This window comes from Mycobacterium sp. AZCC_0083, from assembly GCF_014202335.1.
Lineage (GTDB): Bacteria > Actinomycetota > Actinomycetes > Mycobacteriales > Mycobacteriaceae > Mycobacterium.
In genome coordinates this window covers 60,673-74,599 of the sequence record NZ_JACHGP010000008.1, presented here as the reverse complement: position 1 = coordinate 74,599, position 13,927 = coordinate 60,673, and the positions used below count along the sequence as shown (strand labels likewise).

Annotated in this window: 15 protein-coding genes and 2 pseudogenes; 5 read left to right on the top strand and 12 right to left on the bottom strand. The window is 65.8% G+C overall.

All coding sequences use genetic code 11. The features are described 5' to 3' along the window. The first annotated feature begins 397 nt into the window (after positions 1-397). Positions 398-2,003: pseudogene (locus HNP02_RS20350) on the top strand (MFS transporter). A gap of 192 nt (positions 2,004-2,195) precedes the next feature. On the opposite strand, the gene HNP02_RS20345 reads toward HNP02_RS20350, so the two are convergent. Next, complete coding sequence (locus tag HNP02_RS20345) at positions 2,196-3,545, bottom strand: ferric reductase-like transmembrane domain-containing protein (RefSeq protein ID WP_184441882.1); 1,350 nt, start codon at positions 3,543-3,545, stop codon at positions 2,196-2,198. A 95-nt stretch (positions 3,546-3,640) separates the two neighbouring features. Here HNP02_RS20345 and HNP02_RS20340 point away from each other — a divergent pair, with 95 nt between their 5' ends. Then, positions 3,641-4,807 (top strand): S9 family peptidase, encoded by a 1,167-nt coding sequence (locus HNP02_RS20340; RefSeq protein WP_184442543.1) that lies wholly within the window; start codon positions 3,641-3,643, stop codon positions 4,805-4,807. Positions 4,808-4,900: 93 nt separating this feature from the next. Here the strand turns inward: HNP02_RS20340 and HNP02_RS20335 are convergent, their stop codons facing one another. From HNP02_RS20335 to HNP02_RS43775, 6 genes are all read right to left on the bottom strand, one after another. After that, a complete protein-coding gene (locus tag HNP02_RS20335; RefSeq protein ID WP_309241640.1) occupies positions 4,901-5,224 on the bottom strand; it encodes a pyridoxamine 5'-phosphate oxidase in 324 nt (107 codons plus the stop codon). A gap of 193 nt (positions 5,225-5,417) precedes the next feature. After that, positions 5,418-6,797: an IS607 family element RNA-guided endonuclease TnpB gene (gene tnpB / locus HNP02_RS20330; RefSeq protein WP_184441874.1), complete on the bottom strand. Its 1,380-nt coding sequence runs from the start codon at positions 6,795-6,797 to the stop codon at positions 5,418-5,420. Next, positions 6,797-7,384, bottom strand: a complete 588-nt coding sequence (locus HNP02_RS20325; RefSeq protein ID WP_184442541.1) for an IS607 family transposase — start codon at positions 7,382-7,384, stop codon at positions 6,797-6,799. Before HNP02_RS20325 ends, tnpB begins: the two co-directional genes overlap by 1 nt. Before the next feature lie 10 nt (positions 7,385-7,394). Beyond that, positions 7,395-8,165 carry an NmrA family NAD(P)-binding protein gene (locus tag HNP02_RS20320; RefSeq protein ID WP_184441872.1) on the bottom strand — a complete coding sequence of 257 codons (771 nt, stop codon included), beginning with the start codon at positions 8,163-8,165 and terminating at the stop codon, positions 7,395-7,397. A gap of 26 nt (positions 8,166-8,191) precedes the next feature. Then, positions 8,192-8,572: a hypothetical protein gene (locus tag HNP02_RS20315; RefSeq protein WP_184441870.1), complete on the bottom strand. Its 381-nt coding sequence runs from the start codon at positions 8,570-8,572 to the stop codon at positions 8,192-8,194. After that, a complete protein-coding gene (locus HNP02_RS43775; protein ID WP_184441868.1) occupies positions 8,539-8,706 on the bottom strand; it encodes a hypothetical protein in 168 nt (55 codons plus the stop codon). Before HNP02_RS43775 ends, HNP02_RS20315 begins: the two co-directional genes overlap by 34 nt. 106 nt (positions 8,707-8,812) lie before the next feature. On the opposite strand from HNP02_RS43775, the gene HNP02_RS20305 reads away from it, so the two are divergent. The 3 genes from HNP02_RS20305 (at position 8,813) to HNP02_RS20295 (ending at position 10,073) form a co-directional block, all read left to right on the top strand. Further along, positions 8,813-9,280: a winged helix-turn-helix transcriptional regulator gene (locus HNP02_RS20305; RefSeq protein ID WP_375373694.1), complete on the top strand. Its 468-nt coding sequence runs from the start codon at positions 8,813-8,815 to the stop codon at positions 9,278-9,280. A gap of 92 nt (positions 9,281-9,372) precedes the next feature. After that, complete coding sequence (locus HNP02_RS20300) at positions 9,373-9,840, top strand: hypothetical protein (RefSeq protein ID WP_184441866.1); 468 nt, start codon at positions 9,373-9,375, stop codon at positions 9,838-9,840. Positions 9,841-9,845: 5 nt separating this feature from the next. Then, positions 9,846-10,073: a hypothetical protein gene (locus HNP02_RS20295; RefSeq protein ID WP_184442606.1), complete on the top strand. Its 228-nt coding sequence runs from the start codon at positions 9,846-9,848 to the stop codon at positions 10,071-10,073. Between the two features lie 77 nt (positions 10,074-10,150). Here HNP02_RS20295 and HNP02_RS20290 read toward each other — a convergent pair. The 5 genes and pseudogenes from HNP02_RS20290 to HNP02_RS20270 all read right to left on the bottom strand — a co-directional run. Continuing rightward, positions 10,151-10,384, bottom strand: a pseudogene (locus HNP02_RS20290) (UPF0182 family protein); the annotation flags it as partial. 26 nt (positions 10,385-10,410) lie between these two features. Continuing rightward, a complete protein-coding gene (locus HNP02_RS20285) occupies positions 10,411-11,442 on the bottom strand; it encodes an SPFH domain-containing protein (protein WP_221317814.1) in 1,032 nt (343 codons plus the stop codon). A gap of 3 nt (positions 11,443-11,445) precedes the next feature. Beyond that, positions 11,446-11,886, bottom strand: a complete 441-nt coding sequence (locus HNP02_RS20280; RefSeq protein ID WP_184441864.1) for an NfeD family protein — start codon at positions 11,884-11,886, stop codon at positions 11,446-11,448. 508 nt (positions 11,887-12,394) lie between these two features. Then, positions 12,395-12,640, bottom strand: coding sequence for an SDR family NAD(P)-dependent oxidoreductase (locus HNP02_RS20275; RefSeq protein ID WP_255506734.1), 246 nt, complete (start codon positions 12,638-12,640; stop codon positions 12,395-12,397). Positions 12,641-13,141: 501 nt separating this feature from the next. Next, entirely contained in the window at positions 13,142-13,762 is a 621-nt protein-coding gene (locus tag HNP02_RS20270) for an antibiotic biosynthesis monooxygenase (RefSeq protein WP_184442531.1), read from the bottom strand. Positions 13,763-13,927: the final 165 nt, after the last annotated feature.

Sequence of the window (13,927 nt, the reverse complement as noted above, 5' to 3'; positions counted from 1 at the left end):
TACGCTGCGTATCACGCCAGATCAGGGGATTCGAACCCTGATCCGCACACTGAGGTTGCGAAGTCAGCTGTACTGGGTCGTATTGCGGCGTCCACCGCGTTAGAGACCTATCCAGGTCGCGACGCAGCGTCCATCTGTTGGATCTGCCTCCGTAAGACACCGTCGTCGCCCGCGGCCACAACTGGAGTTCCATCGGGTCGGCCTGTCCTGACGTTGTCTGCCGCGGGTCGTCAACAAGTGATGACGACCCGTGCGCGCCTGCGCATCGAGGGCGATGCGCTGGTCTCGATGGTGGCCACTTGCGGCCGGGACCTCGCGGCGTTTGGCCTCGAGAGGTCGAACGCGGGAAAGGTCGCACCTCCTACAGTGACCGTTGGGCCACATACGGGAGAAGCAGATGACATCGGCGGGCACATCGACATCCCGCACCTCGACATGGGCGCCGCTGCGATCGCCGGTCTACCGCGCGCTGTGGATCGCGCAGCTCGTCTCCAACCTCGGCACCTGGATGCAGACCGTCGGCGCCCAATGGATGCTCGTCGGCGATCCTCGTGCCGCAGTCCTGGTCCCGCTGGTGCAGACCGCCACGACGCTGCCCGTGATGCTGCTGGCGTTGCCGTCGGGTGTCCTCGCAGATCTGATCGATCGGCGCCGACTGCTCATCGCCACTCAGGGGGCGATGGCCGCGGGCGTCGGTCTGCTCGCCTCGTTGACGGGTGCCGGGTTGGCCACGCCGGCCGTGCTGCTGACGTTGTTGTTCGTCATCGGCTGCGGGCAGGCGCTCACGGCTCCGGCCTGGCAGGCGATCCAGCCCGATCTCGTTCCCGCCGAGCAGATTCCGGCCGCGGCCGCGTTGGGCAGCATGAGCATCAACGGCGCCCGGGCGATCGGCCCGGCCATCGCCGGCGTGCTGGTGTCGTTGTCCGGACCGACGCTGGTCTTCGCGCTCAACGCCGTGTCGTTCGTGGGAATCGTGTTCGTGCTCATCTGGTGGCGCCGACCCGCCGTCGAGCAGGGCTATCCGCCCGAGCGGGCGCTGGCGGCGTTGAGCGCGGGCGGACGGTTCATCCGCAGCTCGCCGATCGTGCGGCGCATCCTGCTGCGGGCGGCGTTGTTCATCGCACCCGGGAGTGCGATCTGGGGACTGCTGCCGGTGATCGCGGCAAATCAACTCGGGTTGTCGTCCTCGGGTTACGGGTTGCTGCTGGGCGCGCTCGGTGCGGGTGCCGTGCTCGGCGCGTTCCTGTTGTCCCGGCTGCGCGCACGGTTCGGCCAGAACGCCTTGCTGACGGTCGGCGCGGCGGGCTTCGCGGTGGCCACCGCCGTGCTGGCGTTGGTGCCGATCTTCGCGGTGGTGTTCGGCGCCTTGGTCATTGGCGGCGCGTCCTGGTTGCTGTCCCTGTCGACGCTCAACGCCTCGATGCAGCTGAGCCTGCCCGCGTGGGTGCGCGCCCGCGGACTGTCGGTGTACCAGCTGGTCTTCATGGGCGGGCAGGCGTTGGGTTCGGTGGTGTGGGGTGTGCTCGCCGGAGCCACCAGCAGTTCCACCAGCCTGCTGGTGAGCGCGGTGCTGTTGGCGGTGTGCGGGCTGTCCTCGATGTGGTGGCCGCTGCACGCGAACACCAGCAATCTGGACCTCACGCCGTCCTCGCATTGGCCCGAGCCGACACTGATCTTCGAGCCCGAACCGCTGGATGGTCCCGTTCTGGTGCTGACCTCGTACCGCGTCGCATCGTCGGACGAAGACGCCTTCCTGGCAGCGATGGCGGTGCTGGGCCGGTCGCGCCAGCGCACCCGGGGCGGCGGAGTGGCGGCTGTTCCGCAGCATCGAACACGAGTCGACGTTCGTGGAGACGTTCATCGTGCGGTCCTGGGGCGAGCACATGCACCAGCACTACACCAGGCTCACCGGTCAGGACCGGCTCATCGAGGAGGCCGTGGAGCGGTACACCGACGGCGTGCCAGTGTCCGAGCACTATCTGGCGGTCCGGGAGGTTCGGTGACTGTGGCGCTGTGGTGTCGATCGGCCAGTACCTGATTGAGCGGGAATGCCCGGCCCATGGCGCAACGTCAGCGGGTTCGGCCGCGTCAGGTCTGGGCCAACGCGAAGACCACGCAGCAGATCAGGATGAGTGCCGCGACGACGAGGGCGGTTCGCTGAGTGTGTCGGTGTCGCACGGGGAGTCCTGTCCTGGTCAGACGAAGTTGAAGCGTTCGGTGTGCACGTGGGCGCCGGGGACCTTCAAGGCTCCGAGAGCATCCTCCATGGCGTCCTGCATCGCGCCGGGCCCACAGATGAAGTACTGGAGCGTTTCGTGTTCGCGGGGCAGGTGGCGGCGCAGGGTCTCGGTCGTTATGCGACCTTGCTCCCCCGCCCAGTCCGAGGGCGGGTCGGATACGACGTAGACCACGGTCAGCGGCAATCGGGTTGCCAGAGTGTCGATTTCCTCGCGGAACGTCGCGTCCTCGATGCGCGCCACCCCGAAGAACAGGAGGCACGGCCGGCGCTCGCCGCGGGTGGCGAAGGTCCGCAAGATGCTCATCAGCGGTCCGATTCCGACACCACCGCCGAGGAAGACGAATCCGGGCCCGTCGTAGTTATCGGGGGAGAACACCCCATGAGGGCCGTCGACGTAGGCGCGGGTACCCGGGGCGATCGATTTGATCGTTCGGGTGAAGTCACCGAGTTCCTTGATGCTCATCTGCAACGCGCTGCGATCGTCGCCGTTGGAGGAGAACGAGAAGGGATGCTGGGTCAGCGCGAACGGCGAACGATGCACCGACAACCAGCCGAACTGACCGGGGGCAAAGCTGAAACCGCCGTGGCCAATGGGTCGCAACGTCACCGTGTGGACCCCGCCCCGTTCGGATCGAACCGAGGCCACCGTCCACGGCCGACGGGTCCGCAGCACCGGTCGCACGATGCGTACCCATACGAACACCGCCAAGAAGCCTGCGGTCATGACGGCCCACAGCACGCGCTTCCATGGCTGGTTGACGTAGTGCCCGATCAACTCCACGTGTATTAGCGCGGCGACGATCGCGACGGTGGACAACACCAGGTGCAATCCCTGCCACACCTCATAGGTGATGCGCAGCGCCGCCCGCCACACCGACGTCACGACCACCGCCAGCAGACACAGAATCGCCAACGTGCCGAACCGGCCGGCCCAAGGTGCGGTAAACGGATTCACCCGCTCGAGATAGTCCGCATTCACCAACACGATCAGCAGCACCGGGTGGGCAAGGATCAACACCGTGGCGAGGTATCCCATGTAGCGATGAAAGTGCACCAACGCGTCTTCGCCGAACGGCGCGGCCACGACCTTGACCCGGGCCACCAGCACGAACTGCAAGCCCATCATCGACAACCCGACAAACCCCAACGCGACGGTGAACTCACGCCAGAACCCGCGACCGTCGTCGACGACGCCGATCACTGCGAAGATCAACGGCACCACGACCACCGCGAGGTACGCACCGAACCACGCCGGTCCGCGCAACGCCGCCGGCAGACGCACTCGGGCCGACGTTGGCGTGGGCATGGCGAAACCCTAGGCAACCGGGGTGGACTGCGCGCGATATTGACGAGACATCTGATTAACTCCTGGCCATGCGATTGAGCCGACGGGCGACGTGGATGTCGGTGCTGTTCGTGTTGGCGATGTCGGTCCTTCCAATGGCTTCCGCTCGCGCCGGCGCGCCGGCCTGGTCGGGGCTGGATGCGCGCTTCTTCGCCGACCCGATCCCCGCGCAGGGAACCACCATCGCGTCCGTCCCATTGGATCCCGCGTTGTCGCTGAGCGGCGCTGGACCCGCCTACCGCGTGCTCTACTCCACCGTCGACCAGCACGACCAGCCCGCGGTCAGCACCGGCGCGGTGTTTCTGCCGCCCGGCCCGGCACCGGTGGGCGGGTTCCCCGTCATCGCGTGGGCGCACGGCACCGTCGGCCTCGGTGATGACTGCACCCCGTCGGCGCTGCCGCGTACCCCACGCGATGATGAGTACCTGTCCCACTGGTTGGGCGAAGGCTACGCCGTCGTCGCCAGCGACTACGCCGGCTTGGGCACACCGGGGCTCATGAGCTACCTCAACAGCGTGACCACCGCTCACGGTGTGGTCGACTCCGTGATCGCCGCCCACGACATGGGACTTCCGCTCTCACCGCGATGGGCCATCGTCGGCCAGTCACAAGGCGGCGGCGCCGCCATCAGCAGTGCCCGCTGGGCCACCGAATTCAGCCAGGGCACTGGGCTGGACTACCGCGGCGTCGTCGCCACCGGTACTCCCGCCAACATCGACAAGCTCGTTTACCAGACCGGCCCCGACTTCAAACTGCCCGAACTGGGCCCGATCGCCAACGCCTACACCGCCTACATCCTGGCCGCGCTGCGCGAAGCGCGACCCGACCTTGATGTCGCCAGCATCCTCAGCCCCGCCGGACGCAACGCCGCCGACCGCGCCGAAACCGTCTGCACAATCGCGCTTTCCGAGGAACTCGCCCACTTGACGCCCGCGGCTTTTTTCATCGCACCGTTGAACTCCATTCCCGGCATGGCCGATGCGCTGTACGCCTTCATGGGCACCCCGTCCACCGGTTTCGACCGCCCCATCTTCCTCGGTGTCGGTCTCCTCGACCGCGACGTGCCACCGGAGTCGACCCTGTCGTTCTATTACCAGCTGGTCGCCAACAATCAGGACGTCACCCTGCACGTCTACCCCGAGGAAGACCACAGCGGCACCGTCCTTGCATCCCTTGCCGACTCCACGCCGTTTCTGCGTAAGGCATTTGCTACCAGCGACTGATCGCAGCGATTGCCCAAAGCGGCAGAGGGATTCGCGAGGACGCGGTATCGCCGCTTCCAGTCGTGGACTGCTTGCAGACGTAGCCGACGCGCGTCAGTCGGCGGAGTAGTCGACGCTCAACCACCGCGTCGGGCGCATCCGGATGACGATCGACGACGACGAATGGTTCTCGTCGGCGAACTGGTTGCCCGCCTCTTCGCCGAGGTAGCGGATGGCGATCTTGCGCGCATCGGCCTCGTCCGCGGGCCCAGTGAAGGTCACGTCGCCCTCGGCAGTGACGTACTTGTACGGCGGTTGTTCGTTCTGGGCGGTGATGGAGAACCGTCCGGCAGCGCGAATCACCTTGTCCTTCACCGTGCCCGCCGTGGTCCAGATGGTCACCTCGCCACCGGGCTCGTAGCCGTACCAGATCGGCACGGCCAACGGCGGTGGAACGGCCCGAGCGTGCACCGTTGGCCGTGCCGATCTGTTCGACGGTGAGCGCAGGCGTGCCGGTGATCACCTCGACGAGGTTGTTGGTGCCTGCGAAGATGCCGTCGCGGTAGTCCTGGGCGACGCTGGTGATGCGAAGTACTCGTCATGCCCGTTGCAAGTGAGTGATCTTTAGTGGTCACGCGACTTGCACCCCGTCTCGGGGTTGTTCGGCAGCGTTGCGGCTGCGTCCCTTCCGCGCTTCACGGCCACCCGCCGGGCGAGGCCCGGTCTTACGGTCGGCTCCACGCTTGACGGCGGCCCCGACTGGGCCGACGACGCTAATTGGTTCCTCGTAGCGTGCGAGGTTGATGGATGCGTTGTCATCACGCTGATGCGATGCCGAACAGGCCTCGCATTGCCAGTGCTCGGCCCAGCCGATGTCCTGACCATGCCCGCAGGCGTGGCAGGTCTTCGACGACGGGAACCACCGGTCGGCGACCACCAGCTGTGACCCGTACCAGCTTGTCTTGTAGGACAAGAGCCGGCGTGGTGTGCCCAGGGCGGCATCGGAGAGTCCGCGCCGACGAGCGCGGGCACCGGGGAGCCCCTTTTGCCGCAACATCCCCGCGGCGTCCAAACCTTCAACGACGATGCGGCCGTGTGTTTTGGCCAATCGCGTGGTCAGGACGTGAAGGTGATGAGTACGGACATCGTTGACCCGGCGATGCACCCGGGACAGTTCAGTGGTGCGCTCACGGTATTGGCGTGAGCCTTTCGTGCAGCGTGATCGGGCGCGGCTGACGTGCCGCAACTCCTTGAGCGCGGCATCGAGCGGGCGTGGATTCTCAACGCGTTCGATCACCATGCCATCAGCATCGGCAACCGTGGCCAGACGACGCACCCCGACATCGACACCAACCCGTGAGCTGGGGTTGGCGACGCCTGGTTGTTGGGGTCGTTGCACGAGCACTCGAACTGATGCGTCCAGTCGGGTACCGTTGCGCCGCACCGTGATCGCCAGTACCCGAGCCCGGCCTTTCGCGATGAGCCGTTCGATGCGGCGGGTGTTCTCATGGGTGCGCACGGTGCCGATGACCGGCAGCGTGAGATGGCGGCGGTCAGGCTCAATCCTGATCGCACCCGTGGTGAACGACACCCGGTCCTGGTCGCGGCCCTTCTTCTTGAACCGCGGGAACCCGACGCGCTTACCCGGCCGGGTGCCCGCGCGGGACTGCTGCCAGTTCCAGTACGCGTCCACCGCGCCGTCGATGCCATCGGCGTAAGCCTCTTTCGAACACTCCGGCCACCACACCGTATTGGTCTCTGCGTTGACGCACACGCCGTCCTTGACGGTGTTCCACCGCTTCCGCAGCACCCGCAGCGACGGTTTCTCCGCCTCGACGCCAGTCTCGCGCCATGCCTGGATGTCGCGCTTCACGGCGGCGACGGTCCAGTTGTAGGCTTTACGGCGGGCGCCGAAATGCCTTGCCAGCGAACGTGCTTGGTCCTCAGTTGGGTCGAGCGTGAACTTGAATGCCTGTACCATCCAGCCTTCGGGCACCTCGAAGCGCGCCATCAGGCCGCCGCCTCATCTGCGGCGTCAGCCGCCGCAGCGACGGCACGCTTGGCGCGGTTGCCAGCAGCACGTTTGCCATACAACCGTGCGCACATACTGATGAGTATCTCGGTCATATCGCGCACCAAGTCGTCATCGACTTCGGTCGAATCCACCACGACCAGCTCGCGACCGTGGGCGACAAGTGCGGCTTGGACATACTCCGAGCCGAACCGGCAGAACCGATCCCGACGCTCCACCACGATCCTGTCCACCGACCGATCACCCAGCAACGCAAGGAACTTGCGGCGATGCCCGTTCACCGCCGACCTTACCTCGGTGACGACCTTGTCGACCGGCAGCTGCTGGGTCGTGGCCCATTCAGTCACCCGCGCCACCTGCCGATCCAGATCGGATTTCTGATCAGCTGAAGCCACCCGCGCATACACCGCGCTCTGGCCACGCGACCCAGTCTCATCAGCCGGATCATCGACAAGAATCAGCCCACCCACGCGCTGCGCCGGAACCGGCAATAGGCCCGCACGAAACCAGCGATACGCGGTAACCCGGGCGACACCGTCGCGCTCAACCCACGCCGCGAGATTCATACATTTGTTCCTACAGCACCCCACCGACAACCAACGACCACTCGACCTGCAACAGTTGGCAACCCTCCACGCGGAGGAGTTCGGCGAACGAGTCGATGTCGATGGGTTCGTAGCGGACCGGGAAGCCGAGAACTGAGCCGACCTTGGCGGCGATGTCGCCGTAGTCGAGTTCGACGGGGCCGACGAGCGGGTAGGTCTGACGATCGTGGGGCGCCGGGTTGCGCAGGATCGCGGCGATCACACGGGCCTGGTCGACCGACGCGATGGGGGCATGCCTGCCGTCGGCGAAGGGCAGGCGGAACACTCCACCTTGCTCGTCACGCGACCACTGCCAGGCGAGCCACTCGGCGAAGAACGTGGGACGTAGGTGGGCGGTGACGAACGCCGACCGGTCGAGAAGCCGTTCACTGAGCCAGTGGTTCTGTGCAGCATGGCTTTTGGCGTCGTGTCTGGCGCTGATCTGAGACATGTTGACGACGGCCTTCACCCCAGCCTCGGTGGCTGCCTGCGCGAAGTTGGTGGTGGCGTCCAGGAGACCGGGGCTGATGGGGTAGCAGAAGTAGGCCGCGGTGACGCCGGCCAGCGCCGAGCTCACCGAGCCGAAGTCGAGCAGGTCGCCGGTGACGATCTCGGCGCCGAGGTCGGAAAGTGCCTCGGCGCGGGCATCGAGGCCGTGCACCAGTGCCCGCACCTGGTGACCATCCTTCCGTAGTTCGCGCACGGTGTGGGCGCCGGTCTTTCCGGTGGCGGCGGTGATGAGGAAGAGGTCGTCGTTGGTCATGATGTTTCCTTTGTTTGGTGGGGTTTTCAGGAGTGGACGAAGTCGACGCGTCCGGTCGCGACGTCGTAGACGGCACCGGTGGCCCGGTATCTGGCGGCGATCGATGGCGCGTCCCGTAGCACGGCCAGGTCGGCGGCCACCGCGGCGCGAGGGTCGGTGACGTGTTTGGCGCCCAGGTCCGCGGGGTCGACGCCGAAGAAGTCGGCCAGTGCGTCGGGCGGGTCTTGCAACCGGGTGATGCCGCAATCGGTGTGCTGCAGGACGATGAGGTCGATGACCGGGGCGGCCTCTCCGACCAGGGTTTGGGCGAGCCTTCCGAGCAGCGCGAGCTCGGTCAGCACGTCGGGGGTGACGCGGCCGCCGACGTTGCGGATCACCGCGACGTCACCGACGTCGAGACCAAACACGTGTGCGCGGTCGACGCGCGGGTCCACGCAGCCGAGCCCAGTGTGCGCAGCCGCGGCAGTATCGGAAGCCCGGAGGCGAACCGGGTTTCGACGAACTCGTCGTTGCGCTCGACGAGGGTCTCGATGACGTTCATGGGTGACTCCATCCGACGTCCATGCCTGACTAACGTCTTCGTTAGTCATTTACATGACAGCATGTTAAGCTGACTAATGCAAGCGTTATTTAGAACGGAGTTGGCGATGGAGTTCGAACCGGCGATGAGCGACCGGTCGCAGTGGCACATCGGCGACATGTGTTCGATGACGCGGACGCTCGAGGTACTCACCACCAAGACGGCATTTCAGACGGTTCGCGAATTGTTCTTTGGCACAGTTCGATTCGATGACTTCGTGACGCGAACGGAAAGCTCGGCCCCCGCGGTGTCGCGGGCGCTCAAGCAGCTCGAGGCCGCCGGGATCGTCACCCGGGTGCCGTATCAGGAGCCGGGGCAGCGGGCTCGGGACGAGTATCGGTTGACCGAGGCCGGCGAGGACCTGCTGCCGGTGTTCCTGTCGCTGGTGCAGTGGGGCGACAAGCATCTGCCGAACGGACACGCTCCCCTGGCGTTCCTCGACGCCCAGACGCGGCGGCCCGTCTCGGTGCACGTCGCTGCTGGGCGTGACGCGTCACCGACGCGCTCGTCGGAGATCGCGATCCGTCGAGAGTGATTGAGGGGCCTGTCCGGCCTCGCGCGACCCGGCACCGCCACTGGTTGACGATTCGATTCCGACAGGTCAGCGGTCAATGCGACGATCGAGTCATGTCCACCCGAGACTGGTTCGAGGAACTGACCGGCTTTCGCGAGCACGACTACGCCCAGACTCAAAGCCGGCTCCGCGTCGAGGGCGACGAACTAGTGTCCACCGTCAACCACGCCCACTACGGCATCGGCACCTTGTCCATGCCAACCCTCGCCGAGTTATGTTCTCGCGTAGCTATTCCCAATAGAGGTCGAACCGCGGTGGAATGCATCGTCGGGCACGCGCGGGCCCTTCACGCCGACCCGGAACTGCGGGGTGCGCTCTTCCAGGTCGCCTCGCAGTTCAACCTGCTCGAGATGACGGGGCCGAACGTCACTCCGGAGGACGGGGTTACCCGCTACGCCGGTGATCCGACGCAGGGCCCGGCATGTGCAATGGCGGCAGGGGCCGCGACGATCTATCGCAACTACTTCGCCCCGTCGACGGCCAGAGCGGGCAGACACGGGCGAGGCAGATCGATGCGCTGAGCCCGATGGGTGAGGCGTTGTCGTCGACGTTGGGCCGGCCGGTGTCGGACCTGTGGACGATGAGCAACGGCTACGCGCTGTGCACGGCGGGTGGGCTCGACGCGATCGCCGGCCTGCTCGCGGGGTGCACCGACGACCAACGCGACGAATTGCGGCGCCGGTTGGCGGTCGGCGTGCACCGCAACGTCGAGGTGACGGATGCATGCCAAGCAGCTGAAACCGTAAGGCAGTGAGTACCGTCGCGGGGCGTGCTGGCGGACCGGCTCGTAGTAGCTGTGAAGCCCCTTCTGGGCGCGGTGGTGGTGAAGCCCACCACCAGCGCCACCGCGACGAAGATCGCTACCAGGGTCAACAGCACCGTGACCCAGACGCTGCGGAAGCCGACCTCACCGAACCACAGCCAATTGACGTAGGCGTCCACGAGGCGCGGCCCGACGAGCAGTAGTGCCATGAGGCCCACCGCTGCCAGCAGAAGCACGCGGGCGCGTCTGGACAACGGCGGGAGTTTGTCGGGGAACGTGTCCCCATTTGCATGCTCCGCGATTCGAAGAATGCTGTCCCGACCGGTCGTTACGGGCGCGATGGCGACGCAGTCTGGTAGCCGTCGGCCCCGGCCGCGCCTTCGAGCGCATCGGCGGCGGCTTGTCCCGCCTGAGCCGCATCGGCGGCAGCGTGCGCTGCCAAGTCGCCCGAGCAGGTTTCGCGGGTGGCCGATAACTTGGGCAGCGCCTGGGTGAAGGCGCGGGACACGTCTTGCAGGGCGGAGGTGACCTCGCTTGGAATTACCCAGAACGTGTTTCCCGGGCCCTGGGCCAGCTGCGGCAGCATCTGGAGGTACTGATAGGCGAGCAGTTTGGGGTCGGGATCGTTGCGGTGCACGGACTGAAATACCTCGTCGATAGCGCGGGCCTGGCCCTCGGCCTTGAGGATCGCTGCGGTCCGGTTGCCCTCGGCGCGCAGGATGGCGGCCTGCTTGTCACCCTCGGCGGTGAGGATCTGAGACTGGCGTTGGCCTTCGGCGCCCAGGATTGCCGCACGCTTGTCGCGCTCGGCCCGCATCTGCTTCTCCATCGCGTCCTTGATGGATTGCGGCGGGTCGATGGCCTTGATCTCTACCCGGTTGACCCGCAGCCCCCACTTGCCGGTGGCCTCGTCCAGCACGCCTCTGAGTTGGCTGTTGATGGTGTCGCGGGAGGTGAGTGTGCGCTCCAGGTCCATGGACCCGACGACGTTGCGCAGTGTGGTGACCGTGAGCTGTTCGACGCCTTGCAGGAAGTTGGCGATCTCATAGGCGGCTGCGCGCGCGTCGGTCACCTGGAAATAGAGCACAGTATCGATCTCGACGACCAAATTGTCCTCGGTAATCACCGGTTGCGGTTGGAACGAGACCACCTGTTCCCGTAGGTCAATCATCGGATAGACCCGGTCGAAGTAGGGGATGACGAAATTGAGGCCGGGCCGCAACGTGCGGTCGTAGCGGCCGAGCCGTTCGACGTTGCGGGCACGCGCCTGGGGCACGATGCGCACCGCCCGCAGCACGGTGAAGGCTGCGAACAGCGCGATGACCAGCCCGGCGATAAGAGAGAGTGAGGTTTCCAGCATGGGTTACTCCCGGGGGTATACGAGCGCGGTGGTGCCGTTGATCTCCAGCACGTCGACGGTCGCTCCGGCGGGTATCACCAGGGTTTGGTCGTAGGCGCGCGCCGTCCACTCCTCACCGCGGATACCGCCGATGCGAACCCTGCCGTCCAGCCCGGACACCTCTGACACGACATAGGCGGGCTTACCAATTAATGCTTCTACCCCGAAACGCTCGAGCTGGGGCCGGAGCATGTGCCGACGGACGATGGGGCGGATGAGCAGCACCCCGATCGTGGCGGTGACTGTGAACGCAAGGAGTTGGACGGGAGCGGGTAGTCCGAGTGCGGCGAAGCCCGCGGCGATCAGTGCAGCAACACCGAGCATCCCGACCGCTGCGGTGATAGTGAGCATCTCGACCACCAACAACACTACGGCGATGATCAACCAGATCAGCCATGTATCCATGCGGCGATCCTCCTTGAACATTCGACGGATGCGCGCGCTTGCCCTACAAGGAAAACCCTACTCGCTCAGTCCAGCCCTGACGCGTGATGTCGCGAGATTGTTGAGATGCTGCCGGGGCTTCCATCGCCAGCAGTCGAGGCGCTACGGGCGATCGATGAATTCCGTTGCGCGGCAGTGTTTTTGTGCATCGGAACTGTCGTCGACCGACTTGATGGACTCTGGCGTTAGCCGGTCACATCGTGCAGCCCGGGCGAAGGGCTGACGGTTTCCCCGTGAGCTGCAGCTGGTCCTCCGAGTGGAACTTCTCCTCCAACGCCTCCGGCGACGCGTCGCGATCGATGGTCAACAGGTCGGCGCGCTCGCGGTCGGGGAGGTCGTCGAAGTCCTAACAACGGCGAAGGGACAAACTCCACGCGCCCGCGTTTACGCAACGTCCAGCTGTAAAGCTGGGGCCGCTGAGACAGCGGAGTGTGAGGACTAGGAAGGGGTCTCCGCCGGCCGGTGAACCTCAGGGCGTGGTGAACTCAGGGCCGGGGCCAAGTCTCCGGCAGACCATGGCCGCCGTCGGCCACCACCACCGTCCCGGTGACGCCGCCGCGGCGGCGGCTTCGAACTGTAGCTGTGACTCGGTGGCGATGTAGCCGGGCGCAACGACGTTCACGGTGACGCCGTCTCCGACGACCTCTAAAGCCAGCGCCCGCGACAAACCCACCAGGCCCGCTTTCGCGGCGGTGTAGGTCGACTGACCCGGCATCGCGTTCACCGTGCCCGTGGTCGACCCGATTGAGACGATTCGCCCGTATCCGGTGGCGTCGGCAGATCATTCATGGACGATGCCGAATCTCATCGGGATGGCCCTGCAGGGGCGCAAGACGCGATTCAGTCGCTGACCCGCGGCGAGGTCTGGTCCAGCGGATCCACCGACCTCACCGGGCGAGGGCGGGCGCAAATCAGCGACCGGAACTGTCCCGTTAGGGCTTCGGTGCTATGCGATACCGCCAATCCTGTTGGGCTGGTGGATGGCACAGCCATCCGCGTAACGAAGCCTCGACGCCGGCCCGGTTACGGAGCCCCTACTCGTCGCTTCAGATCTCTGTCAACGGCGGTTGCGATGTCATGGACGAGCCTGGAGTGCCATTGCTTGTGCGCCTCCAGGTCCGCGGTTAGCGCATGACAGTCTGGGCACTCCTGATGGGCGGAGGTTTCGTGCTGGATGTGATCCACGGTGCTGCACCTCCTCGAAGAAATGGGGCGGTCAGACCATCTCGGGCACACGCAGGTGTGCGACTGCCAACTCGAAGTCGCACTGGTCGAGTACCTCTGCGTTTGTTTCCTGGCTGCCCGTGGCTCTGATCCTGTCCAACTGGTCCTTGTTCCGCTCAATCGCTTCGGCGTTGTCGAAGGTCGCCGCGGCCACGCCACGACCGGACGCTCGGTCGAGGAGCAGGCTGGCACTGCAGAATCCCTCCAGCTCCTCGAGGGCGGGCACGATAGTCGTCTTGTAGAAATCGATGCCTCCCTCGATTTGATCCGGATCGACCTTGACCCAGGTGGCTCGGACGCAGGCGCCCTCACCCGCGCGGTGCTCGCGGTGCATGGCAGCGATCTCCCATTCCTCGACCTGCCTGCTACCACCCAAAAGCTCGGCGGCCCGGTCACGAATCGGCCGAATGGACTCCTCGCTTGCGCGCATCGCCTCCTCGGACTCCCAGGAGGTGCTAACAATGCAGCGGCCGGACGTTCGGTCGACCAACAGGGACAAGCCAACGCACCCGTCGATGCCCTCGAGCGCGGGCATCGCGCTGTCGCGCGTATGCGCGATACCGGCGTCAATGGACGAGGGCTGCCCCTGGATGGTGGTGCTTCGTGCATACATGATCTGCCTCCGTTGTATGTAGGGCAGCGTCTCGACGGCGCCGCCGGACCACTTCATCGTCCTCCCACGGGCAAGGCATGGCAATGGGGGCGGGTGCCAGCCTGATGGCAAATCGGATTCGCTGAAACCCGCTGCGCGCCTGAACAATACGTGCTTCACAATCAA